Origin of the sequence: Streptomyces sp. NPDC051183, assembly GCF_040682455.1 — a bacterium.
GTDB lineage: Bacteria > Actinomycetota > Actinomycetes > Streptomycetales > Streptomycetaceae > Streptomyces.
Map to the genome: position 1 here is coordinate 122,661 of NZ_JBFBBA010000015.1, position 24,934 is coordinate 147,594.

The window sequence follows — 24,934 nt, forward strand, 5'->3', positions numbered from 1 at the left end:
ACATGGCTGAGCCCGATGCCCTGAACTCCGCCGCCCAGGTCTACGCGAAGCTGGTCCCCCTGCCGCTGCGCACGGTGGCGGCCAAGATGCCGCCGCAGGTGCGCCGCAGCGTCAAGAGGCGGCTGGACCGCACCCTGGCCTCCCGGGAGTCGCGCCTGCACCGGCGCGCCGTCAAGCGGGTGCGCGAGAACGGCTCCGGCAACGTCCCGGACGGCCGGGCCAAGGCCGTCGACGGCCGGGTCGGCCACGTCCACCGGGGCCTGACCACCGACTTCGCCCGCCACACCGACCTGGCGCTCGTCACCACCGCCTTCGACTCGGCCGGCATCCCGTGGTTCGCCGTACCCGCCCTCGACGATCGCCGGATCTCCCTCGCCGTACCGCAGGACCGCAAGGGGGACGTACGGCGTGTCCTGCGCGCCCTGCTGGAGGCGCAGACGGGGTACGTCGTCTCCGTGTCCCCCTCCAACGAGTCCACCGCCGCCGTTCCCGGCAGCCACGTGAAGGCCTGGAAGCACTTCGCGAAGGCCCGGGTCATCAGGCTGACCTGGCTGCGCACCGACCCGACCCGGTCGCTGTGGATCGGCGAACAGCAGGGCGTGGAGATCGAGTTCTGGACCCACAACACGACCCTGGCCACCCCGCGCCTGGTCGGCCCGCGCCCCAACCGCGTCCAGCGGGTCGTACCCGCCGAGGCGGAGGCCGTCGTCAGCGTCACCCACGACCGGCTGTCCGGATACGCGGACATCGCCGCGGACGCCGAACGCACCCTCACCCGCGAGGGCTTCGAGGTCCAGCGCATCGAGGAGATCACCTACCCGGTCGACGCGGTCGTCCTGTGGGAGCACTCCGAGCCCTGGGCCGAGGCACTGCTGCGCGCCACGCTGCGCTCGATCCACCAGTACGCCCCCTGGATCGACGTCGTCCACATCGTCGCCTCCCGGCCCGTCCCCGGCTGGGTCCGGGTCAGCGAGCGGCTGCGGCTGGCCGGCGCCGCGGCCGGCACCGACCCCGCCCTCCAGGAACTCCCCGGCGCCGCGGGCCGGTTCCTGCTGTTCCGGCCCGGTGCGCTGCTGGCCCGCCCGGTCCGTGCCTTCGACTACTTCACCCCGCTCGGCGGGACCCGGCCCCGCCGCGGCGGCTGGTCCGCCGAGGAGGCCGCGGCGCCCTGGGCGGCGCAGGCGTACGCGAACACCGGCCGGGCCGTCGTGCACGGCTACGCGCACGGCCCCCAGCCCTACACCGTCGAGGCCCTCGGCGGCATCCGCCCCGACCACGCCGGCGGGCACGGAGCACCGGACGGCCAGTACGTCTCCGAGCTGCCCGGCACCCACCCCGTCGACGGCCTGGTCCACCACGCCGCGCACGTCGCGGCCCTGGCCGACCCCTCCGGCGAGGCCACGCTCACCGTGCACGCCGCGATGCCGCGCATCACGCGGCTGCTGGAGAGGCTGCTGGTGCGCCGGGACACGCAGCAACTGCACCTGATGGGCCTGGGCAGCACCGAAGCGGGTACCGCCGGCGGCACCAGGACCGTGCTGGGGTTCCTGCGCCGCTACTACCCGGTGCCCAGCCCGTTCGAGAGGCCGGTGCCCGCCGTGGCGCCGGAGCCGGAGCCCGAGCCGGAACCCGGCCCCGCGCCGGAACCCGGCCCCGCGCCGGAACTCGGCCCCGCGCCGGAACCCGAACAGGGGCGGGCCACAGGCGGCGGTCCGTGGCGGTGATGAACCCCGAGGCGTCGTCGATGGTCGCGGCCTACCGCACCGTGCTGCCCGTCGCCCTGCGGCGCGGCCTCGCCCGACGCGTCCCGGTCCGCCTGCGCGGCCTGGTCAAGCGGCTCCTGCGCCGGCTCCAGATGGGCGTGGGCCTCAGCCAGGCGCTGCGCGCCCTGCGAGCCCGACGGCGCTGGCCGCACCTGTTCCGCCAGGGCGAGCGGCTCGCCGCGCTGATGGACCGCGGGGCGCAGATCGCCCTGGTCCGGCCGACCGCCTCGCCGCTCGGTCTGCGCGAGGCCAACCTCGAACTCGTCGTGACCGCCCTGGAGGGCGCCGGCGTCGACTACTTCGCCGTCCGCGGGGCCAGCGACTTCCGCGCCTGCTTCGGGGTCCGGGCCGAGGACCGCGAACGGGTCCTGGCCGCGCTGGACGAGAGCGGCCTGCAGGCCCCCGTCTACCTCTCCCGCGGCGACGCCCCCAAGTCGGCGCTGCGCGCCGCCCTGACCGGCTCCCGCCGGGCCCGCCGGATCGGCGCCGAGGCCGACGTACTGCGCGTGGGCATGGTGTGGCGGGATCCGGGCGGCTCGCTGCCGCTCGGCCTGGAGTACGGCAGCGAGATCGAGTTCTGGCGCGACGAGCAGGGGGTGCTCCTCGCGCCCCGGCCCAACCTGGTCACCGACGAGGTGGCCGCGGACTCCCCGCGCGTGACGGTCCCGGTCTCCCGGCTCACCGGATTCGCCTCCCGGCACACCCGCCGCACCCGCAGGGTGCGCACGCTGGAGCCGTACGCCGCCGCCCTGCCCGAGGACGTGCGCTTCCCCATCGACGTCGTCTACACCTGGGTCGACGGCAACGACCCCGCCTGGCAGCGCCGCCGCCGGGAGTACGGCCACGGCGGCTACCACGAGGAGTCCGCCAACCCCGCCCGCTACATCAGCCGCGACGAACTGCGCTACTCGCTGCGCTCGCTGGAACAGAACGCGCCCTGGGTGCGCCGCATCTTCCTGGTCACCGACCGGCAGCGGCCGGTCTGGCTCGACCCGGACCACCCGCGGATCACCGTGGTGGACCACTCGCAGATCTTCGCCGACCCGCAGGCGCTGCCGACCTTCAACTCGCACGCCATCGAGAGCCGCCTGCACCACATCGACGGGCTCTCGGAGCACTTCCTGTACTTCAACGACGACATGTTCCTGGGCCGGCCCGTCACCCCGCAGGCCTTCTTCCTGTCGAACGGCACGACCCGGGTGTTCTTCTCCCCGTCCCAGGTGCCGCAGCAGCGGGTCAGCTCCCAGGACCGCCCGGTGGACGCGGCCGGGAAGAACAACCGGCGGATCATCGCCGAGCGGTTCGGCCCCAGCATCGTGCAGAAGATGCGCCACGCCCCGTACCCGCTGCGGCGCTCCATCCTCTTCGAGATAGAGGAGGAGTTCGCCGACCACCACCGGGACACCAGCGCGAGCCGGTTCCGCAGCGTCACTGACATCTCGATCCCGTCCTCGCTCTACCACTACTACGCGTACTTCACGGGCCGGGCGGTGCCCTCGGACATCGAGTTCGCGTACCTGGCCCTGGACAAGCCGGAGATCGAGCGGCGCCTGGGCATCCTCCTCGCCCACCGGGACCGGCAGGCGTTCTGCATCAACGACACGGTCGACGACGGCCGGGACGCGGACCGCCAGTCCCGGATGGTGCGCGGGTTCCTCGACTCCTACTTCCCCATACCCAGCCCCTTCGAGCGGAAGGAGTACCACGCCCGATGAAAATCTCCTTCCTGATCAACAACATCTACGGGATCGGCGGCACGAACCGCACCGTCATCAACCTCGCCGAGGCCCTGTCGGCCGACCACGAGGTGGAGATCGTCTCGGTCTTCCGGCGCACCAACGGCGGCACCAAGTTCGAGATCTCGCCCCAGGTCACCGTGCGCCCCCTGGTCGACCTGCGCCCGGGCAGGACCGGCGCGGACCGCGGCCACCCGGACCTGGCGGAACCCGGTTCGGTCGTACCGCGCCAGGAGGAGTTCCACGAGCAGTACAGCAAGCTCTCCGACCGGCGGATCATCGAGCACCTGTCCAAGACCGACGCGGACGTGGTCATCGGCACCCGGCCCAGCCTCAACCTGTTCGTCGCGCAGTACACGCACGACAAGGCGCTGCGGGTGGCCCAGGAGCACATGACCCACCTGGCCATCCCGGCGGCCGTGCGCGCCGAGATGGCCCGGGTGTACCCGCGGCTGGACGCCGTCACCACCGTCACCGACGCGGACGCCCGCTCCTTCCTGGAGCACACCCCGCTGCCGCCCTTGCTGCCCGTCGTGGCGATCCCCAACAGCGTTCCGCAGCCGGTGGTCGAGCCCGCCGACGGCCGCCGCAACGTGATCGTCACCGCCGGCCGCATGCACCACGTCAAGCGCTACGACCTGCTGCTCCAGGCCTTCGCCCAGCTCGCCGGGGACTTCCCCGACTGGCAGCTGCGCATCTACGGCGACGGCGGCGAGGCCCCGAAGCTCCGTACGATGGTGCACCAGCTGGGCCTGGCCGGACAGGTACTGCTGATGGGCGGCTTCTCCCCGATCGAGTCCGAGTGGGCCAAGGGCTCCATCGCGGTGGTCACCTCCAGCGCCGAGTCCTTCGGCATGACTCTGGTCGAAGCCATGCGGTGCGGGCTGCCGGTGGTCTCCACCGACTGCCCCGTCGGCCCGCGCGAGATCATCACGCACGGCGAGGACGGCCTGCTCGTCACCAACGGCGACGCCGACGCCGTCGCGGCCGGGCTGCGCACGGTCATGGCCGACGCGCCGCTGCGCCGCCGGATGGCCGCCGCGGCCCTGCACAACTCCGCCCGCTACGATCCCGCGGTGATCGCCACCCGGTACGGCGAGCTCTTCGAGGACGCGGCCCGGCGCCGGTCCGACGCCGACGGCCGCTACCGCCGGCCCGCGGCCAAGCCGCTCGGCCGGGTGTCCGGCTCCGAGGCCCCGCCCGCCGGCATGCGGACGGCGGTCTGCCACGCCACCGCCGAGGACGCGGACCGGCTGCTGCTGTCCCTGGACGGCCCCGCGGAGGGCCGTACCCGCTGGAACTTCCTGCTGCGCCACCTCGCGACGGGCCAGGACCGGCTCCCCGACATGCCGCTGAGCACCCGGCGGTCCGCGCTGGACACCGGCGGCACCCGCTACACGGCGGACGTCACCCCCGAGGACCTGGTGCAACTCGGCGACGGCCGCTGGCAGGTGGTGATGGAGTCCGGCCGGGGCGAGCGCGTGCACGTCAAGGCGGGCATCCGCGACACCCGTACGCTGATCGGCGCCCGCTCCCGGCTGCTGGGCGACCCGGGCAACGGCCCGGTGCGGTGGAACCTGCCCTACGCGCAGCCCAACGGGAAGCTGACGCTGCGCACCGTGGTCCGCGCCATGCACGCCGAGGTCTCCACCGTCCAGGTCGACGACGACGGGATCGTGCTGTCCGCCGTGCTCCTGGGCGCACTCGACCTGATGCCCGGCGCGCAGGTGGTCCTCACCCGGCGCGGCCACTACAAGGCCCAGCTCACCGTCACCGCCCGGGTCTTCGGCGGGCGCTTCTTCCAGGCCGTCCTCCCGGTGGGCGCGGCCGTCGAGGACCGGCTGGCGCGCTGGGAGGACTGGGACTGGTGGATCCAGCCCGACCCCTTCGAGCGCAGGCGGGTGCGGATCTGCCACCTCTTCGAGGACTTCCCCGACGTCAAGAACTCCTGCGCCTATCCCGCCGTGCCCGTCGCCACCGACGAGGACCCCCGGTTCGTGATCGCGAGCCCCGTGCGTCCGGTGCACGTCCGACCGTACTGCTCCGCCTCCGGAGCCATGGCAATGAACGTGGTGGAACGTTGAACAGCAACCGCTCGATCCTGCACATCGTCGCCCACCAGGACGACGACCTGTACTTCATGAACCCGGACCTGGTCCGTTCGCTCCAGGACGGGGACCGCATCGCCACCGTCGTCCTGACGGCGGGCGAGGGCGACGGGATCAACGTCGACGTCAACGACCAGAGCCGCGGCTCGGTCGCGCCGGACTTCGCCGCGTACAGCACGGCCCGCGGCTGCGGACTGCGCTCCGCCTACGCGCGGATGGCCACCGGGGACCGCAACAGCCCCTGGCGGCGCGAGATCACCGAACTCGTCCAGGGCTTCGCGGTGGAGTGCTTCACGCTCGTCGCCGTGCCGTCCGTGCGCATGTACTTCTGCCAGCTGCACATGGGCGCGCCCACGGAGGCGGGCATGCGCACCCGGCTCCACCAGCTGTGGACGGGCCAGACCCGCACCCAGGCGACGCTGCCGGTGTGGGGCTCCGCGCTGACGCAGGTCCAGCACGTGTCCCGGGAGATGGTCATCGCCGGTCTGGCCGCGCTGCTCGCCGAGACCGGGGCCACCACGGTCCGCACCATGGACCCGGACCCCGAGCACGACGGCGGCAAGCAGGACTTCGTGATGTCCGACCACCTCGACCACACCGTCATCACGCAGTTCGCGGTGGCGGCCCTGGCGCGCCACCGGGAGACGGCGGAGCGCGTCCCGGTCGTCGAGTACTACCGCGCGTATTCCAACCGGTTCTGGGGGCAGAACCTCGACGTCATGGAGATGGCCGAGAAGGCCGACTACCTCTCCGTGTACATGGGCCTCGGCTCCGCCCACTGCCCGCAGGGCACCTGCCAGCAGTGCGGCGACCGCCAGCTGGGCACCAACCCGTACCGCAGCACGCACATGCGCAGCAGCGCCTACCGCTTCTCGCCGACCGCGGACTGGCTGCGGCTGGGTCCCGGCGGACGTCTGAACGCGTACGTCGTCCTCAGCGGCCGGCTCGCCTTCTACACGGAGACGGGACCCGCCACCGGCGAGTGGCAGGGCCCCTTCATGCTCGGCGACGACTGGATCTCCCCGTCCCTCGCGGTGGCCGGCACCCCCGGCGGGCCCGCCCACGTGGTCGCGCTGCGCCGCCGTACGGCCGAGAACGGCACCGTCACCGTCGACCTCGTGCACACGCAGCAGAGCCCGGACGGCAGCGGCTTCACGGGCTGGCAGTCGCTGGAGAACCCGGACTGGGCGCACGAGGACCTGCGCCGCCAGCGCGAGCTGGGCGTCCCCATGGCCGCCGTCGACGGGGCGGGCCGGCTGTACGTCTTCGCCCGCGACTTCGCCCAGGGCATCTCCATGCGCCGCCAGGACGGCTTCGGCGGCTGGGAGCCCTGGCAGAGCCTGGGCGGCGGCTTCATGCAGGACGCGGGCATCGCGGTCACCAAGGAACTGGGCACCGTCGAGGTGTACGTGCCCGGCAAGGGCTCGGTGTCCCGCTGGTACCAGAACGAGGTGGGCGGCCCCTTCTCCCACGACGGCTCCCTGTCCACGGGCACCGTCGCCACCGGCGGCATCAATGCCGTGGACTCCGGGGGCGGCCGGGTCTGCCTCTACTACCGGGAGGCCGGCACCCAGCAGGTCATGGCCTACCGCCAGCACGAGAACGGCCGCTGGCCCGGCGCCGGAGCCTCGCTGGGCGGCGCCGGCGGCACCGGCGCGGTCGCCGCCGTATGGGCTCCGCGGCGCGGCGCCCGCGAGGCGTACCTGGCCCACCGCAGCTCGGGCGGCCGGCTGTGCGTCTCGCTGCCCGAACAGGACGTCGACGCGTCCGGCACCCGCTGGCGGGAGACCGGCGAGATGTTCGCGCAGTCGCCCTCCCTCGCCTACGACGCCGCGGGGGCCCTGGTCGCCGCGGTCATCGGCACTGACGGCCGGCTGCGGGTCCGGCGCCAGCTCGTACCGGAGGCCGGCAGCTCGCTGGGGCCCGCCGTGACCGTATGAGACGCCGGTACCAGCTCGCGCTGGCCCTCGCGCTCGTTCCGCTGGCCCTCGTCGGCCTGCTCCTGCGGAGCGGCACGGTGAAGGAGGGGGCGCAGCCTCCCGGGGAACTGCTGCGGGTGCTGGAGTGGAACATCTGCGGGGCGGCCCAGAACTGCTCGAACCGCGGGAGCACGGGCGTCGGGACCTCCCTGGCGCGCCTCGCCGAGCAGGTGCAGTTCCGTACGCCCGACCTGCTGAGCGTCAACGAGATCTGCCACGCCCAGTTCGTGGCGCTCCAGGCGCTGCTCTCCGTGCGCGGGTGGCGGATGGAGGGGGCGTACGCGCAGATGCACGACAACGTGCCCGCCTGCGGTTCCGACAGCTCGTACGGGCTGGCGGTCTTCTCCCGCGAGCCGCTGACGGCCCCGGCGCAGTACCGGCCCTTCGCCAGCACCTCGGAGGAGTACGTGGCCCAGGGCCGCGCCGAGCGGGTGCGCCGCGGCGTGCTGTGCGCGCCCACGACGGTCAAGTTCCGCCGGGTCGTGCTGTGCGGCGCGCACTCCGGGACCGAGCCGGACCAGCTGGTACAGGCGCAGGAGTGGTTCGCCGACGCGGAGCTGTTCCCGCCGGACGTGCCGGTGGTGTTCGCGGGCGACCTGAACCAGCAGCCCAACGAGGCCCCGCTGGCGGGGCTCTACTCGCACACGCGCGGGGAGAAGGACACCTACGAGCCGCGGGGCCGGTTCATCGAGGCGGACGAGAGCGACCGGGAGTGGTTCCGCCAGGGTGCGGCCGGCGGGGTGCGCTGTGACGATCCGGGTGTGGCCCGGTGCCGCAACGGCGCGCCGACCGCGGACGACGGGCGGAAGATCGACTACATCTTCGCCACGGAGGCGCACTTCAACAGCCCCACGGGGCGGACCGAGGACTTCCCGGAGTCCGACCACGTGCTGTACGAGGCGTCCTTCCGCTTCCTTGAGTGATCATGGAAGCATGGGGATACCGAAGAAACGTTTCACACGCCGGTCCAGGGGCCTCCTGCTGACCGTCGCCGCCGTGCTCCCGGCCCTGGGCACGGTCCTGTCGGCGGCGCCCGCCCAGGCCGGCGCCGCCACGGTGCGCCCGGCGGCGCCGGAGATCCGGGTCGTCTCCTGGAACATCTGCGGGGAGGCCGGGGGCGACCGGGGGGACGCGGGCTACTGCCCGTACCGGGACGAACCCGCGCAGAAGATGGACCAGGTCAAGCAGCTCGTGGACGAGCAGCGGGCCAACGTGGTGATGCTGCAGGAGGTCTGCGGCGAGGCGCCGGACAGTCACATGGCGCTGCTCCAGGCCCGCTTGGGCGCCGGATGGTCGATCCGGCACGCCGCGGGCGCCCGCCCCGACGGCCGCACCGACTGCCGCGCCGGCCTGACGGGGCAGCTCGGCGTCCTGCTGGCGGTCAAGGGCGAGATCACCTCCGCGGTCAGCGAGAACACCCTCCCCGCAGGCGACGACCGGCAGACCCTGCCGGCGCTGTGCGCCTCGGTGGCGGGCTGGACCACGACGGTCTGCACCACGCACATCGTCGCGGGCCAGGACCAGCGGGCTGCCGAGCAGATCAAGCACGTCAAGGCCTTCCTGGACCGGAACGGCCCGAACGGCGTCGTGGTGGGCGGGGACTTCAACCGCAACGCCGGCGCCCCGGCCATGGAGCCGCTGACCGGCGGCTACGACCGCTGCATCGAAGGCACCACCTACCACGGGTGGGACACCGCGGCGAAGGCCCACGCCTGGCACAGGCTGGACCACCTGTTCACCACCCGCGCCGCAGGCGCCGGCCGCTTCGCCTCCTGCTCCATCGACGCGTCCCGGATGGACGTGACGGAGAACGAGCCGGCCGGCGGCGCCCCCAGCGGCTACTCGGACCACGCCCCCGTCACCGGCGTGCTGCGCGGCGCCCCGGTGCCCGGTGACATGACCGGGGACGGCAAGCCCGACCTGCTCGCCGTCGACGACGCGGGCAGGCTCCGCCTCTACCGCGGCGACGGAACCGGCGCCGTCACCGGCAGCCCCGCCGTCATCGGCTCCGGCGGCTGGACCGGCTCCGCGGTGACCCACCGCGGAGACTGGACCGGCGACGGCCACGAGGACGTGGTTGCGCGGATCGGCGGCGAACTGCGCGTCTACCCGGGCCGCGGCGACGGCACCCTGGCCTCCCCGGTGCGGATCGCCGCCGGACTCCCGGCCACCGCCCAGGTGGTGGGCGTCGGCGACGCCACCGGCGACGGACACCCGGACCTGGTCGCGACCATCGGGGAGGAGCTGTGGCTCTACGCGGGCGACCCGGCGGCCCGGCCCGCGGTGAAACCGGCCGTCCGCATCGGCAACGGCGGCTGGGCGGTCATGACCCTGACCGCGCCCGGGGACGCCGACCACGACGGCCGGCCCGACCTGCTGGCCCGGGACACCCGTGACGGCAGGCTGTGGCTCTACCGCGGCCGGAGCGACGGCGGCTTCGACGCCCGCACGCAGTACGGCCACGGGTACGGCACCGCCAACCGGCCCCTGATCGCGGGCGGCGCCGACGCCGACGGGAACGGCACCGCCGACATGTGGACCACCACCGGCGAGGGCACCGGCACCCTGATGTTCTACGCCGGCGAGGCCAACGGCGCGGGCGACCCGGTGGACGGGACCCGTACCACGGTCGGCCAGAGCGGCTGGAACACCGTCCGCTCCATCAGCTGACCGCGACGCACCGGCCGGCACAGCGGGCCGCGAACGGCGAAGCGGGCCGTACGGGAAGGATCCCGTACGGCCCGCTCCACTTCCGCTCCGTGCGACCCGTTACGCCGGGACGCTCGCCAGGCCCGGGGCCAGGAACTTCTTGCCGTTCACACGCTCGGAGACACCCTCGCGGTCCAGGTACGGCGTGACGCCGCCCAGGTGGAAGGGCCAGCCGGCGCCCGTGATGAGGCAGAGGTCGATGTCCTGGGCCTCGGCCACGACACCCTCCTCCAGCATCAGGCCGATCTCCTGCGCCACCGCGTCCAGGACGCGGTCGCGGACCTGCTCCTCGGTCAGGACGACATCGCCCTGCACCAGGAGGGCGGCGACCTCGGGGTCCAGCTCCGGCTTGCCGGAATCGTAGACGTAGAAGCCGCGCTTGCCGGCCTTGACGACGGCAGCCAGGTTCGGGGAAACCGTGAAGCGCTCCGGGAAGGCGCGGTTCAGGGTCTCGGACACGTGCAGACCGATCGCCGGTCCCACGAGCTCCAGCAGCACCAGCGGGGACATCGGCAGGCCGAGCGGCTCGATGGCCTTCTCCGCCGTGACCACCGGGGTGCCCTCGTCGATGACGTTCTGGATCTCGCCCATGAAGCGGGTCAGGATGCGGTTCACGACGAACGCCGGGGCGTCCTTGGTGAGGACCGCGGTCTTCTTCAGCTTCCGCGCGACACCGAAGGCCGTGGCCAGCGAGGCGTCGTCGGTCTGCTCACCGCGGACGATCTCCAGCAGCGGGAGGATCGCGACCGGGTTGAAGAAGTGGAAGCCGACCACGCGCTCCGGGTGCTGGAGCTTGGAGGCCATCTCCGACACCGACAGCGAGGAGGTGTTGGTGGCGAGGATCGCGTGCGCCGGGGCGACCGCCTCGACCTCCGCGAACACCTTCTGCTTGACGGACATCTCCTCGAACACGGCCTCGATGATGAAGTCCGCGTCCGCGAAGCCCTCGGCCTTGTCCAGGACGCCCGTCACCAGGGCGGTCAGGCGGTTGGCCTTGTCCTGGTTGATGCGGCCCTTGCCGAGCAGCTTCTGGATCTCGGCGTGGACGTAGCCCACACCCTTGTCCACGCGCTCCTGGTCGATGTCGGTGAGGACCACCGGCACCTCCAGGCGGCGCAGGAAGAGCAGCGCCAGCTGCGAGGCCATCAGGCCCGCGCCGACGACGCCGACCTTGGTGACCGGACGGGCCAGGGACTTGTCCGGGGCACCGGCCGGGCGCTTGGCGCGCTTCTGGACCAGGTTGAAGGCGTAGATGCCCGAGCGCAGTTCGCCGCCCATGATGAGGTCGGCCAGGGCCGTGTCCTCGGCGTCGAAGCCGGCCTGCAGGTCGCCGTCCTTGGCCGCGGCGATGATGTCCAGCGCGCGGTAGGCGGCCGGAGCGGCGCCGTGCACCTTGGAGTCCGCGACGAAGCGGCCCTTGGCGACGGCCGCGTCCCAGGCCTCGCCGCGGTCGATCTCCGCGCGGACGACCTCGGTCGTGCCGTTCAGGACGTTCGCGGTCCACAGGAGCGACTGCTCCAGGAAGTCCGCGCCCTCGAACAGAGCGTCCGCGATGCCCAGGTCGAAGACCTGCTTGCCGCGCAGCTGCTTGTTCTGGTTGAGCGAGTTCTCGATGATCACCGAGACCGCGCGCTCCGCGCCGATCAGGTTCGGCAGGATGGCGCAGCCGCCCCAGCCGGGAACCAGGCCGAGGAAGACCTCGGGGAGCGAGAAGGCCGGGATGGCCTTCGAGACGGTGCGGTAGGTGCAGTGCAGACCGACCTCGACACCGCCGCCCATGGCCGCGCCGTTGTAGTACGCGAAGGTCGGGACCGCGAGCGCCGCGAGGCGCTTGAAGACGTCGTGGCCGCCCTTGCCGATGGCGAGCGCCTCGTCGTGCTTCTTCAGCAGCTCGACACCCTTGAGGTCGGCGCCGACCGCGAAGATGAACGGCTTGCCGGTGATGCCCGCGCCGACGATGGAGCCCGCGAGGGCCTCCTGCTCGACCTGGTCGATCGCCGCGTTCAGGTTGGCGAGGGACTGCGGGCCGAAGGTGGTCGGCTTGGTGTGGTCGAAACCGTTGTCCAGCGTGACGAGCGCGAAGCGCCCGGCGCCGAACGGCAGGTCCAGGTGGCGGACGTGCGCCTGCGTGACGACCTCGTCCGGGAACAGCTCGGCCGCGCCCTTCAGGAGCTCAGTGGTGGTGCTCACTTGGAGTCTCCCTCGGTGTTGAAGTGCGGGTTCTCCCAGATGACCGTGGCGCCCATGCCGAAGCCGACGCACATGGTGGTCAGGCCGTAGCGGACGTGCGGCTGCTCCTCGAACTGGCGGGCCAGCTGCGTCATCAGGCGGACGCCGGAGGAGGCGAGCGGGTGGCCGAAGGCGATGGCGCCGCCGTACTGGTTCACCCGGGCGTCGTCGTCGGCGATGCCGTAGTGCTCCAGGAACGCGAGGACCTGGACCGCGAAGGCCTCGTTGACCTCGAACAGGCCTATGTCCTCGATGGACAGGCCGGCCTGGGCGAGGGCCTTCTCGGTGGCCGGGATCGGGCCGTAGCCCATGACCTCCGGCTCGACACCCGCGAAGGAGTACGAGACGAGGCGCATCTTGACCGGGAGGTTGTTCTCCCGGGCGAAGTCCTCGGACGCGATGATCGCGGCGGTGGCACCGTCGTTGAGGCCGGCGGCGTTGCCCGCGGTGACCCGGCCGTGCGTACGGAACGGGGTCTTCAGGCCGGCCAGGTTCTCCAGCGTGGTGCCCGGGCGCATCGGCTCGTCGGTGGTGACCAGGCCCCAGCCCGTCTCACCGGCCGCCTCGTTGGTGTTGCGCACCGAGATCGGGACCAGGTCCTGCTGGATCTTGCCGTCGGCGTACGCCTTGGCGGCCTTCTCCTGCGAGCGCACGGCGTACTCGTCGGCGCGGAGCTTGGTGATCGTCGGGTACCGGTCGTGCAGGTTCTCGGCGGTCATGCCCATGAACAGGGCGGACTCGTCGACCAGCTTCTCGGAGACGAACCGCGGGTTCGGGTCGACGCCCTCGCCCATGGGGTGGCGGCCCATGTGCTCGACACCGCCGGCGAGGGCGACGTCGTACGCACCGAAGGCCACGCCGCCCGCGACCGCGGTGACGGCGGTGAGCGCGCCGGCGCACATGCGGTCGATGGAGTAGCCCGGGACGGACTGCGGGAGGCCCGCGAGGATGCCGGCCGTACGGCCCAGCGTGAGGCCCTGGTCGCCGATCTGCGTGGTCGCGGCGATGGCGACCTCGTCGATCTTCGCGGGGTCCAGGTCCGGGTTGCGGCGCAGCAGCTCCCGGATCGCCTTCACGACGAGGTCGTCGGCGCGGGTCTCGTGGTAGATGCCCTTCGGGCCCGCCTTGCCGAACGGGGTGCGGACGCCGTCGACGAAGACGACGTCCCTGACGGTACGAGGCACGTTGGCTCTCCTCCAGGTGCGGGTGTGCACTGCTGCGCGGGGGCGCGCTCGGCGAATGCCACTGAGCGCGCGCTCACCTGCCCCATGCTACTTGCGGGTAACCAATGTGGACACCCCCTCCGGCCGGAGCGGCGAAGGTCACACTCTGCCCCCGGCCGCCGGAGCCCGGCCGGAGGCGGATACGAGCAGAGCCCCCGGCCGGGGCCGGGGGCTCGTGGGGGTCTGCGCGCGCGGTGCGCGGGCCTCAGGCGGTGGCCGCCAGGGCGGTGACCAGCGCGTCGGTGACCTGTTCGACCTGCCACGGGCGGGCGCCGTAGCCCGCGAGCGCCTGCGCCACCGCGTCGGCCTCCAGCCGCTGCGGCGGTTCCCAGCACAGCCGGCGGACGGTGTCCGGGGTGATCAGGTTCTCCTGCGGCAGGTTCAGCCCCTCCGCCAGTTCGGAGACGGCTGCCCGGGCCGCCGAAAGCCGGGCCGCGGCCGCCGGGTCCTTGTCGGCCCAGGAGCGCGGCGGCGGGGGACCGGCCGGGGTCGCACCCGGCTGCGGCAGCTCGTTCTCGGGCAGGGCCTTCGCCCGGTCGACGGCGGCCATCCACTGGTCCAGCTGGCGCCGGCCCATCCGCTGGCCGTAGCCGGGCAGGGCGGACAGCGCGTGCACGTTCAGCGGGACGGCGAGCGCGGCCTCGATGATCGCGGCGTCGCCCAGCACCTTGCCCGGCGACACGTCACGGCGCTGCGCGATCCGGTCCCGGGACTCCCACAGCTCGCGTACGACGGCCATCTGCCGGCGCCGGCGCACCTTGTGCATGCCGGAGGTCCGGCGCCACGGGTCCTTGCGCGGCGGTGCGGGCGGAGCAGCGGCGATGGCGTCGAACTCCTGCCGGGCCCAGTCGAGCTTGCCCTGCCGGTCCAGCTCCTTCTCCAGCGCGTCCCGCAGGTCCACCAGCAGCTCCACGTCGAGCGCGGCGTAGCGCAGCCACGGCTCGGGCAGCGGCCGGGTGGACCAGTCGACGGCGGAGTGCCCCTTCTCCAGCGCGTAGCCGAGGACGCTCTCGACCATCGCGCCGAGCCCGACCCGGGGGAATCCCGCCAGGCGGCCGGCCAGCTCGGTGTCGAAGAGGGAGGTGGGCACCATGCCTATTTCGCGCAGGCAGGGCAGGTCCTGGGTGGCGGCGTGCAGGATCCACTCGGTGCCGGACAGGGCCTCGCCCAGTGCGGACAGGTCGGGGCAGCCCACCGGGTCGATCAGCGCGGAGCCCGCGCCCTCGCGGCGCAGCTGCACGAGGTAGGCGCGCTGGCCGTAGCGGTATCCGGAGGCGCGCTCGGCGTCGACGGCGACGGGTCCGGTGCCCGCGGCGAAGGCCGCGACCACCCGGGCGAGCGCGTCCGCGTCGGCGACGACCGGAGGGATCCCCTCGCGGGGCTCCAGCAAGGGGATCGGCAGCCCATCGGACGGAATATCGACGTCGTCCGGGGGGCCGCCCCCGGTGGTGGTGCGCAGGTCTGCTGCGGTCTCTTGGGCGTCGGTCACCGCTCAAGGGTATCCGTGGATACGGCGCGCCCGTCGCCGGAGCGTTCCGGCGACGGGCGCGATGGGGAGGTGCGGACGTTTCCCCGGGTTCCCCGGGAGTTCGCCCGGATGTTTCCGGGCGGAGCGGGGGCCGAGGACCCGTCGGTCCGTACGGGGCCTAGTGGATGATCCCGGTCCGGAGTGCGACGGCGACCATCCCGGCCCGGTCGCCGGTGCCCAGCTTGCGGGCGATCCGGGCGAGGTGGGACTTGACGGTCAGGGCGGACAGGCCCATCGAGACGCCGATGGCCTTGTTGGACTGGCCCTCCGCGACGAGGCGCAGGACCTCGACCTCGCGGCCGGAGAGCTCTCGGTAGCCGCCCGGGTGGCTCGGGGCACCCGGGGGGCGGCGGTGCATGCGGGCGGCGGCAGCGCCGATGGGGGCGGCGCCGGGCCGGGAGGGGAGCCCGATGTTCGTCCGCGTACCGGTGACGACGTAGCCCTTCACTCCGCCCGCGAGGGCGTTGCGCACGGCGCCGATGTCGTCGGCGGCGGACAGGGCCAGGCCGTTCGGCCAGCCGGCGGCCCGGGTCTCGGAGAGCAGGGTGAGACCGGAACCGTCGGGCAGGTGTACGTCGGCCACGCAGATGTCGCGCGGGCTGCCGACGCGGGGGCGGGCCTCCGCGATGGACGACGCCTCGATCACGTCACGTACTCCGAGGGCCCACAGATGGCGGGTCACGGTGGAACGGACGCGCGGGTCGGCCACGACGACCATGGCCGTCGGCTTGTTCGGGCGGTAGGCGACCAGGCTTGCGGGCTGCTCGAGAAGAACGGACACCTAGGCCTCCTGGGGGAGTGGCGGGACGGCCGGCTCGGGGAAGGAAGCCGGTGCGAACCGTGCGGATGGTCACTGACTCCTTCGGCACGTCACCCGCCCGGCTTTAGGGAATGATCACGATTTGGTGAGTAACAATTCGGGCAATTCGGACGCACGATCGATCATCGGGTGATCAGAAGCCCGCAACTGACGCCGGGTTCCAGAGGGTTCCGGCACTCCGTTACGGGCTCTATCGGTCGATCCCCGCCATCCGGGCCGCTCCGGGGCTCCCGCCGGGCCGCCGCGCGGCGGCCCCGCCGGCTTCACACCTAAGGGTGGTGCGGACCCCGCCGCTGCGGCAGGGAGACCACTCCCGTGACCGTCTCCGTCGGCCCCACCGGAGGCAGCCCGGCGATCTGGCACAGCAGCTCGCACCAGGCCGCCAGGTGCGCCGAGGTGTCGGGCACCCCGCCCACCCCCTCGCGCGGCGTCCACGAGGCCCTGATCTCGATCTGGGTCGCCGGCCGCCGTTCGGAGAGCCCGCCGAAGTAGTGCGAGCTCGCCATGGTCACGGTCCCGCTCGCCTCCCCGTACGTCAGCCCGCGCGCGTCCAGCGCCCCCGTCAGCCAGGACCAGCACACCTCGGGGAGGAGCGGGTCCACGGCCATCTCCGGCTCCAGCTCCGCCCGTACGAGCGTCACCAGCCGGAAGGTCCCCTGCCAGGCGTCGTGCCCGACCGGGTCGTGGAGCAGGATCAGCCGGCCGTCGGCCAGGTCCTCCTCACCGTCCACGACCGCCGCCTCCAGCGCGTAGGCGTGGGGCGCCAGCCTCTGTGGCGGTTTCGTGGGGTCGATCTCGATCCCCGGCCGTAGCCGTGCCTTCTTCAAGCCGTCGACCGCCCGCCGGAACGGGAGCGGGACGGAGCTCTCCTTCGCGCTGTCCATACCGTCAGCGCCATCTGAAAATCGTCCCTGAGCCGCAGCCATGCGGGGAAGACTAGGCGCACCGGACGCCCGTACGGCGCAGGGACACCCGCGCCGGGCCGGGCACTTCTTCATACGTGCGAAGATTTGAGTCGTGAGCGCCAACACCCGCCCCACGGGCACGCCGAGCCAGACGTACGATTCCGCCTTCCTCAAGGCGTGCCGGCGCGAGCCGGTGCCGCACACTCCTGTGTGGTTCATGCGTCAGGCGGGGCGCTCGCTCCCGGAATACCGCAAGGTCCGCGAAGGCACGCAGATGCTCGAATCGTGCATGCGGCCCGACCTGGTCACCGAGATCACGCTGCAGCCGGTGCGCCGCCACAACGTGGACGCGGCGATCTTCTTCTCCGACATCGTGGTCCCGCTGAAGGCCATCGGCGTCGACCTGGACATCAAGCCGGGCATCGGCCCGGTCGTCGCCCAGCCGATCCGCCGCCGCGAGGACCTCGCACAGCTGCGCGACCTCACCCCGGAGGACGTCTCGTACGTCACCGAGGCGATCGGCATGCTCACGGGTGAACTGGGCTCCACGCCGTTGATCGGATTCGCGGGTGCACCTTTCACCCTCGCGAGCTACCTCGTCGAGGGCGGCCCCTCCAAGAACCACGAGCACACCAAGGCCCTCATGTACGGGGACCCCGAGCTGTGGGCCGACCTGCTGGACCGCCTCGCGGAGATCACCTCCGCCTTCCTGAAGGTCCAGATCGAGGCCGGCGCCTCCGCGGTGCAGCTCTTCGACTCCTGGGTCGGCGCGCTGGCCCCGGCCGACTACCGCCGCTCGGTGATGCCGGCGTCGGCGAAGGTCCTGGAGTCCGTCGCCTCGTACGGCGTCCCGCGCATCCACTTCGGCGTGGGTACGGGCGAGCTGCTCGGCCTCATGGGCGAGGCCGGCGCGGACGTCATGGGTGTCGACTACCGGGTCCCGCTCGACGAGGCCGTCCGCCGCGTCGGCCCCGGCAAGGCGCTCCAGGGCAACCTGGACCCGGCGGTCCTCTTCTCCACCCCCGAGGCGGTCGAGGCCAAGACGGACGAGGTCCTCGCGGCCGCGGCCGGCCTGGAGGGCCACGTCTTCAACCTGGGCCACGGTGTCCTCCCGACGACGAACCCCGACGCGCTGACCCGCCTGGTGGACTACGTCCACACCCGCACGGCCCGCTGAGCCGTACCGGACCGAGGCTGACAGGACCGAGCCGCCGGGCCCGTGCCGTGCACGACACGGCACGGGCCCGGCGTCGTCTTCCCTGTGCGGCCTACGCCGCGGCGCGGACCGCCGTGACCGCCTTGCGGGCCGCGACCAGGACCGGGTCCCAGACCGGGGAGAACGGCGGGGCGTAGCCCAGGTCGAGGGAGACCACCTGCTCGACCGTCATGCCCGCCGTGAGGGCGACCGCCGCGACGTCCACCCGTTTCGCGGAGCCCGCGCCGCCGACGATCTGGACGCCGAGGAGCCGGCCCGTGCGCCGTTCCGCGAGCATCTTCACCGTCATCTCCGCCGCGCCCGGGTAGTAGCCCGCCGTGTTGGTGGAGGTGACGGTGGCCGTCACGAACCGCAGCCCCGCCTCCAGCGCGTCGCGCTCGCGCAGACCCGTACGGGCGATCTCCAGGTCGCAGACCTTGCTGACCGCCGTGCCGACCACCCCGGGGAAGGTCGCGTAACCGCCGCCCACGCCCGTGCCGATGACCTGGCCGTGCTTGTTGGCGTGCGTACCCAGCGGGATGTGCCGGGTGCGGCCGGAGAGGAGGTCCAGTACCTCCACGCAGTCGCCGCCCGCCCAGACATTCCCGTGGCCACGGACCCGCATCGACAGGTCCGTGAGGATGCCGCCCGAGGAGCCGAGCGGGAGGCCCGCCGCGCGGGCCAGGGCGGTGCGCGGTTCCACGCCGATGCCGAGGACGACCACGTCCGCCGGGTACTCCTCGCCCGACGCGGTGGCCACCGCGCGGGTCCGGCCCTCCTCGTCGGTGAGGATCTTCACCACCTCGGCGCGGGAGACCGTACGGATCCCCATGGCGTTCATCGCGCGGTGCACCAGGGCGCCCATGTCCGGGTCGAGCGTGGCCATCGGCTGCTCCCCGCGGTGCAGCACGGTGACCTCGTAGCCCCGGCCGACCAGGGCCTCCGCCATCTCCACGCCGATGTAGCCGGCGCCGACGACGACCGCCCGGCGGCCCCGCGTGCGTCCGAGCGTGTCCATCAGGCGCTGGCCGTCGTCCAGGGTCTGGATGCCGTGGACCCCGTGCGCGCCGATGCCCGGCAGCCGCGGACGGACCGGGCGGGCGCCCGTCGCCAGGACGAGCTTGTCGTAGCCCGTCCAGGATTCGGATCCGGTGTCCAGATCGCGGGCGCGGACCCGGGCCCCGGCGAGGTCCAGCTCCAGCACCTCGGTACGGGTGCGCAGGTCGATGTCCCGCGCCCGGTGCTCCTCGGGGGTGCGGGCGATCAGCTCGTCCCGCTCCGCGACCAGGCCGCCGATCCAGTACGGGATCCCGCACGCGGAGTACGAGGTGAAGTGCCCCCGCTCGAAGGCGACGATCTCCAGCTCCGCCGGGCCCCTGAGCCGCCGGGCCTGTGACGCGGCGGACATCCCCGCCGCGTCACCGCCGACCACCACCAGTCGTTCCGTCGCCATCGCCCGTACCGTCCTCCGTCGTCGACACCGCGGCCGCCGACCACGCTACGTGCGAATGCGTGTTCAGTGCCGGGCGTCCGCCGGGTTGGCCGGGTCCGCCGGGTCCCCGGGGTGTCGCGGGAGTTCCGGGCCCGGCGCCGGCTGCGCGGTCTGCGCGGCCGCCGGCCGGCCCGTGCGCGCCGCCGGGACCCGCTTCGGGAACAGGCCCGTCTTCGGCCGCGCCGGGCGCCACTTGCGCAGCAGCCGCAGGCCCAGCAGCACGATCCCGGCCGCCAGCGCGAACGGCAGCAGCGCGCCGAACGCCACCGTCAGGTACCGCACGATCTTGGTGAAGACGTTCCAGCCGCCCTCCAGGGCGCCCAGGAAGGTCGGCTCCTTCTCCTTCTTCTTCGCGGGCTTCTGCACCGGCTTGGCCGGTTCGGAGAAGGTCAGCGTGATCGTGCCCAGTGAGGTCTGGTCCTTCAGCGCCGTCTGCTGGGCCAGCAGCGACTCCAGGTCGGACTGGCGCTTGCTGAGCTCGCTCTCCAGGGTGACGACCTCGCCCAGCCCCGTCGCCTTCTCCATCATTTCGCGCACCCGGGCCACGCTCGCCTGCTGCGACTTGACCCGGCTGTCGACGTCCGCGACCTTCTGGGTCACGTCCTGTGCCTCGACCTTCCGGTCGAGCAGCTTCCCGCTGCCCTCCATGGCGCCGAGCACCGCGTCGAAGCGGTCGCCGGGCACGCGCAGGGTCACGGTCGACGTCATCCGGCCGTCGGGATCGCGATTGGTGGTCTCGTTGCCGACGTACCCGCCCGCGTTCTCGGCCGCCGTCCGGGCCGCGGCCGTGGCCTTCTGCGCGTCCGCCGCCTCGACGCTCAGCGTCGCCGTACGGATGATCTGCGTACGGGCGGCGGGCGCCTGCTGCTGGTTCTTGCCGTCCGGCGCGGCCGGCGCCGCGGCCGCGCCCGGGGCGCCCTTCGCAGCCTCCTCCTTCAGCCCGGGCGCCGCCACGTCCGCCGCCTTGGCGTCGGCCCGGCCGGCGGCCTGGTCGGAGGCGGAGCAGCCGGTGAGCGCGAGCGCCCCGGCCAGCGAGAGGGCGGCCAGGGCCGCCGCGGAACGACGTCTGTACTGGGTGTGCATCGCTGATACCCCCCGAGAATGCGGCTGATGTCGCCGTTCTGACGTACAGGGTCCCGCCGCGGGTTTCGCCCCGGCGGTTCCGAGGCGGTCCCGAACCGGTCACGGTCCGGCCTCGGTGATCGGTCTGAGACGATGTGTCCATGCACGAAGCGGACACGCGTACGGACCGGCCGACGGGGCCCGGCCACACCCCCGGCGGCGGGACCGGCCACGTCGTCGTCATCGGCGGCGGCATCGCGGGCCTCGCCGCGGCGCACCGGCTGCTCGCCGACGGCGCCCGCGTCACGCTCCTGGAGGCCGGCCCGCGGCTCGGCGGCAAGCTGTTCGCGGGCGAGCTCGCGGGTGCCGCCGTCGACCTCGGTGCCGAATCCGTGCTCGCCCGCCGCCCCGAAGCCCTCGAACTCGCCCGCTCCGTGGGCCTCGGCGAGGCGCTCCAGCAGCCCGCCACCGCCACCGCCCACCTGTGGACCCGCGGTGCGCTGCGGCCCATGCCGCGCGGCCACGTCATGGGCGTCCCCGGTGACCTGGGGCCGCTCGCCGCCTCCGGGGTGCTCTCCGCCGAGGGGCTGGCCCGGATCGGGGCCGAACGCGCCCTGCCGCCCGCCGAGATCGGCGAGGACGTCGCCGTCGGCGAGTACGTCGCCGCCCGGCTGGGCCACGAGGTCGTCGACCGGCTGGTGGAACCCCTGCTCGGCGGGGTCTACGCCGGCAACGCCTACCGCATCTCGATGCGGGCCGCCGTGCCCCAGCTCTTCGAGGCCGCCCGCACGCACACCTCGCTGGGCGAAGGCGTACGGGAACTCCAGCGCCGGGCGGCGCTCCAGCCCCAGCAGGCCGGCCCCGTCTTCGCGGGCATCGAGGGCGGCATCGGCCGGCTCCCGATCGCCGTGGCCGAGGCCTGCCGGGCGGCCGGGGCCCGGATCGCCACCGACACCCCCGTGCGCGAGCTGACCCGTACCGCCGGGGGCTGGCGGGTCGTCACCGACGCGGAGGCCGTCGAGGCCGACGCCGTGGTCCTGGCGACCCCGGCGGGGCCCGCCGCGCGGCTGCTGGCCGCGCTCGCGCCCGCGGCGGCCGCCGAGCTGCGCGGGGTCGAGTACGCGTCCATGGCGCTGGTCACCATGGCCTTCCGGCGCTCCGAGCTGCCGGACTCCGTCACCGGCGGCGGGGCGAGCGGCTTCCTCGTACCGCCCGTGGACGGCCGGACCATCAAGGCGTCGACCTTCTCCAGCAACAAGTGGTCCTGGGCCGGGGCCGATCCCGAGCTCTTCCTGCTGCGCACCTCGGTGGGCCGCCACGGCGACGAGGGCGACCTCGGGCGCGAGGACGCGGAGCTGGTCGAGGTCTCGCTCGGCGACCTCGGCGAGGCCGTGGGCCTCGCGGCCCGGCCGGTCGCGTCCACCGTCACGCGCTGGGACGGCGGCCTGCCCCAGTACCCGGTCGGCCACCTCGACCGCGTGGCCACGATCCGGGCCGCCGTGGCCGCGGTCCCCGGCCTCGCGGTGTGCGGAGCGCTCTACGACGGGGTGGGCATCCCGGCGTGCATCGCGAGCGCCGGCAGGGCCGCGGACGTGGTGATGGCCACGTTGGGCACCCCTGGCACAGACCACTGATCGGCACACGGGACAATAGGCACATGACTGCACCAGAGAAGATTCCCAACGCGGGGAAGAAGGCGAAGGACCTCAACGAGGTCATCCGCTACACCCTGTGGTCCGTCTTCAAGCTGAAGGACGTCCTGCCCGAGAACCGCGCCGGCTTCGCCGACGAGGTCCAGGAGCTGTTCGACCAGCTGGCCGCCAAGGACATCACCGTCCGCGGCACCTATGACGTCTCCGGCCTGCGCGCCGACGCGGACATCATGATCTGGTGGCACGCCGAGACCTCGGACGAGCTGCAGACCGCGTACAACCTGTTCCGCCGCACCAAGCTGGGCCGCGCGCTGGAGCCGGTGTGGTCGAACATGGCCCTGCACCGCCCCGCCGAGTTCAACAAGTCGCACATCCCGGCCTTCCTGGCCGACGAGACGCCCCGCGACTACGTCAGCGTGTACCCCTTCGTGCGCAGCTACGACTGGTACCTGCTGCCCGACGAGGACCGTCGCCGCATGCTCAAGGACCACGGCCTGATGGCCCGCGGCTACCCGGACGTGCGCGCCAACACCGTCGCCTCCTTCTCGCTGGGCGACTACGAGTGGCTGCTGGCCTTCGAGGCCGACGAGCTCTACCGCATCGTCGACCTCATGCGTCACCTGCGCGCCTCCGAGGCCCGTATGCACGTCCGTGAAGAGGTGCCCTTCTACACCGGACGCCGCAAGTCCGTCGCCGATCTGGTGGCCGGACTCGCCTGATACCTCCCCTGGGGGGAAGAGCCGGAGGACTGACCGTCCTCCGGTGGATCGGGAGGCCCTGCCCCCGAAACGACGCAGCCGGAGATCCCGCCCGGAAGTTCAGACGACTGGCGGCAGCAGCGCCCTGCGGGCGCTCGCTGCCCGGTCGTCCAACGACACCGGTGCGGGCTCCGGATGCGGCGCACACCTGACACGCCACCCCGAGGTGTCACCTGTGAGCAGATACCGCTCCACGTGACGGTCCACGCAGTCATTGCGTCCGCCGAACACTCCGTGGGTGCCGGCCCCCTCCTCCGTCACCAGCGCGGCCCCGCCGCCGAGTCTCCGTTGCAGCTCCAGCGCCCCCGGGTACGGGGTAGCCCCGTCCCGCTCCGCCGCGACGACGAGCGTCCGGGGGAGCGCGGCCGGCTGCGCTCCCACCGCCACCGGCCGCTGCCGGGCGTGGACCGGCCAGTACGCGCACGGCAGGTTGAGGAAGGCGTTGGCCCAGGTCTCGAACGGGGCCGTGCGCGCCAGCTCGGTGTTGTCGCGGTCCCAGGTCTCCCAGTCCGCCGGCCAGTCGGCGTCGTTGCACAGCACCGCCGTGTACACCGCCGTCGCGTTCTCGCCCTCGGCCGCCGAGTCCGGGTCGGGCCCGGCCAGCCGGACGAGCGGGCCCGGATCGCCGCGCAGGAAGGCGGCCAGGGCCGCGGCCCGGCCGGGCCAGACCTCGTCGTAGTACGCGGCCCGCAGGTACGCGGAGTGCAGCTGGCCGGTGCCCACGACCCCGCCCGCCGGAGTACGGGCCACCGCGGTCCGGACGCGTTCGTAACTCGCCTGCACGGCCTGCGGGGTGGCGCCGAGGCCGTACGTGTCGTGGTGCCGGGCCGCCCAGGCGCGGAAGTCCGCCCAGCGGCGCTCGAAGCCGGGCGCCTGCTCCAGGTTGTTGCGGTACCAGATGCGGTCCGGATCGGGGTTGACCGCCGAGTCGAAGACCATCCGGCGCACGTGCCCCGGGTAGAGCGTGGCGTAGACCGCGCCGAGGTAGGTGCCGTACGAGGCGCCCGTGAAGTTCAGCTTCGGCTCGCCGAGCGCGGCGCGCAGCACGTGCAGGTCGCGGACGTTGTTCAGGGTCGTGTAGTGCGCGAGGTCCGCGCCGGCCCGCCGCGCGCAGCCCCGGGCGTAGGCCTGCGCGGCGGCGACGCGCTCCCGCTTGTACTCCGGGGAGGGGTCGGCCTGGACCTGGGCGGGGGCCGCGGCGTACTCGGCGGGGTCCTGGCAGGACAGCGGGGCCGAGCGGCCGACTCCGCGCGGGGCGTAGCCGATGAGGTCGTAGGCGGCGGCGACGCGCTTCCACTCGGGGAGGTCGGCCACGAGCGGGAAGAACATGCCGGAGGCGCCGGGGCCGCCGGGGTTGTGGACGAGGGAGCCCTGGCGGGCGGTCCTGTGGTCGCCGCCGCCCGTCGCCGCGACGCGGCTGACCGTGAGCGAGAGCTGCGGGCCGTCGGGCCGGGCGTAGTCGAGCGGGACGCGCAGTTCGGCGCAGGCGACGGGGGTGCCGAGCCCCTCGGCGTCGGGGCAGGGGCCGAAGTGGAGGCCCGCGGCGGCCGCCGCCCGGGCGGCGCGCTCGGCACCCGCGGCGGCCGCCGCGCTCTCGGCGGACCCCGGATCGGGAACCGGGGACCCGGCCGCGCGGGCCGGGGCGGGGGAGCACAGGGTGAGGCAGAGGGCCGCCGCGGCGGCTGCCCGGCGTACGAGCTTCGTCCGCATGACGGCCCTCCCATCTCATCGGCTGGTCCGATGAAAGGCTCGGGTCGCGCCCCTGTAAAGGATCA

17 protein-coding genes are annotated in these 24,934 nt (G+C 73.4%); 9 read left to right on the plus strand and 8 right to left on the minus strand.

Annotation, left to right across the window (positions count from 1 at the left end):
* Positions 1-2 precede the first annotated feature (2 nt).
* Genes AB0M99_RS15880 through AB0M99_RS15905 form a run of 6 tightly spaced genes read left to right on the plus strand, consistent with a single transcriptional unit; the run spans position 3 to position 10,256 of the window.
* A complete protein-coding gene (locus AB0M99_RS15880) occupies positions 3-1,724 on the plus strand; it encodes a sugar phosphotransferase (protein ID WP_365920612.1) in 1,722 nt (573 codons plus the stop codon).
* Positions 1,724-3,478, plus strand: coding sequence for a stealth family protein (locus tag AB0M99_RS15885; protein ID WP_365920699.1), 1,755 nt, complete (start codon positions 1,724-1,726; stop codon positions 3,476-3,478). Before AB0M99_RS15880 ends, AB0M99_RS15885 begins: the two co-directional genes overlap by 1 nt.
* Positions 3,475-5,583, plus strand: a complete 2,109-nt coding sequence (locus AB0M99_RS15890) for a glycosyltransferase family 4 protein (RefSeq protein ID WP_365920614.1) — start codon at positions 3,475-3,477, stop codon at positions 5,581-5,583. The genes AB0M99_RS15885 and AB0M99_RS15890 overlap by 4 nt, the downstream gene beginning before the upstream one ends.
* Entirely contained in the window at positions 5,580-7,547 is a 1,968-nt protein-coding gene (locus tag AB0M99_RS15895) for a PIG-L family deacetylase (RefSeq protein ID WP_365920616.1), read from the plus strand. The genes AB0M99_RS15890 and AB0M99_RS15895 overlap by 4 nt, the downstream gene beginning before the upstream one ends.
* Positions 7,544-8,509, plus strand: a complete 966-nt coding sequence (locus AB0M99_RS15900; RefSeq protein WP_365920617.1) for an endonuclease/exonuclease/phosphatase family protein — start codon at positions 7,544-7,546, stop codon at positions 8,507-8,509. Before AB0M99_RS15895 ends, AB0M99_RS15900 begins: the two co-directional genes overlap by 4 nt.
* Positions 8,510-8,519: 10 nt before the next feature.
* A complete protein-coding gene (locus AB0M99_RS15905) occupies positions 8,520-10,256 on the plus strand; it encodes an FG-GAP-like repeat-containing protein (RefSeq protein WP_365920619.1) in 1,737 nt (578 codons plus the stop codon).
* Between the two features lie 99 nt (positions 10,257-10,355).
* Here the strand turns inward: AB0M99_RS15905 and AB0M99_RS15910 are convergent, their stop codons facing one another.
* From AB0M99_RS15910 to AB0M99_RS15930, 5 genes are all read right to left on the minus strand, one after another.
* A complete protein-coding gene (locus AB0M99_RS15910) occupies positions 10,356-12,485 on the minus strand; it encodes a 3-hydroxyacyl-CoA dehydrogenase NAD-binding domain-containing protein (RefSeq protein ID WP_365920621.1) in 2,130 nt (709 codons plus the stop codon).
* On the minus strand, positions 12,482-13,708 hold the full coding sequence (locus tag AB0M99_RS15915) for an acetyl-CoA C-acyltransferase (protein ID WP_365920624.1): 1,227 nt from the start codon (positions 13,706-13,708) through the stop codon (positions 12,482-12,484). The genes AB0M99_RS15910 and AB0M99_RS15915 overlap by 4 nt, the downstream gene beginning before the upstream one ends.
* A gap of 244 nt (positions 13,709-13,952) precedes the next feature.
* The gene (locus tag AB0M99_RS15920) at positions 13,953-15,236 is read right to left on the minus strand and encodes a ribonuclease D (RefSeq protein ID WP_365920626.1); all 1,284 of its coding nucleotides are present in this window, start codon (positions 15,234-15,236) and stop codon (positions 13,953-13,955) included.
* 157 nt (positions 15,237-15,393) lie between these two features.
* Positions 15,394-16,056 carry a response regulator transcription factor gene (locus AB0M99_RS15925; RefSeq protein WP_069922445.1) on the minus strand — a complete coding sequence of 221 codons (663 nt, stop codon included), beginning with the start codon at positions 16,054-16,056 and terminating at the stop codon, positions 15,394-15,396.
* A 308-nt stretch (positions 16,057-16,364) separates the two neighbouring features.
* Positions 16,365-17,021, minus strand: a complete 657-nt coding sequence (locus tag AB0M99_RS15930) for a DUF3000 domain-containing protein (RefSeq protein WP_365920628.1) — start codon at positions 17,019-17,021, stop codon at positions 16,365-16,367.
* A 91-nt stretch (positions 17,022-17,112) separates the two neighbouring features.
* On the opposite strand from AB0M99_RS15930, the gene hemE reads away from it, so the two are divergent.
* Positions 17,113-18,177: a uroporphyrinogen decarboxylase gene (gene hemE, locus AB0M99_RS15935; RefSeq protein ID WP_365920630.1), complete on the plus strand. Its 1,065-nt coding sequence runs from the start codon at positions 17,113-17,115 to the stop codon at positions 18,175-18,177.
* Positions 18,178-18,268: 91 nt separating this feature from the next.
* Here the strand turns inward: hemE and AB0M99_RS15940 are convergent, their stop codons facing one another.
* Both AB0M99_RS15940 and AB0M99_RS15945 read right to left on the minus strand, forming a co-directional pair.
* Positions 18,269-19,648 carry an FAD-dependent oxidoreductase gene (locus AB0M99_RS15940; RefSeq protein WP_365920632.1) on the minus strand — a complete coding sequence of 460 codons (1,380 nt, stop codon included), beginning with the start codon at positions 19,646-19,648 and terminating at the stop codon, positions 18,269-18,271.
* Between the two features lie 63 nt (positions 19,649-19,711).
* Entirely contained in the window at positions 19,712-20,770 is a 1,059-nt protein-coding gene (locus AB0M99_RS15945) for a DUF4349 domain-containing protein (protein WP_365920634.1), read from the minus strand.
* 140 nt (positions 20,771-20,910) lie between these two features.
* Here AB0M99_RS15945 and hemG point away from each other — a divergent pair, with 140 nt between their 5' ends.
* Together hemG and hemQ are read left to right on the plus strand one after the other, a co-directional pair.
* Entirely contained in the window at positions 20,911-22,383 is a 1,473-nt protein-coding gene (gene hemG, locus AB0M99_RS15950) for a protoporphyrinogen oxidase (RefSeq protein ID WP_365920636.1), read from the plus strand.
* Between the two features lie 23 nt (positions 22,384-22,406).
* Entirely contained in the window at positions 22,407-23,120 is a 714-nt protein-coding gene (gene hemQ / locus AB0M99_RS15955; protein WP_254384570.1) for a hydrogen peroxide-dependent heme synthase, read from the plus strand.
* A 99-nt stretch (positions 23,121-23,219) separates the two neighbouring features.
* Here the strand turns inward: hemQ and AB0M99_RS15960 are convergent, their stop codons facing one another.
* A complete protein-coding gene (locus AB0M99_RS15960) occupies positions 23,220-24,869 on the minus strand; it encodes an alpha/beta hydrolase (RefSeq protein WP_365920638.1) in 1,650 nt (549 codons plus the stop codon).
* Between the last annotated feature and the right edge of the window lie 65 nt (positions 24,870-24,934).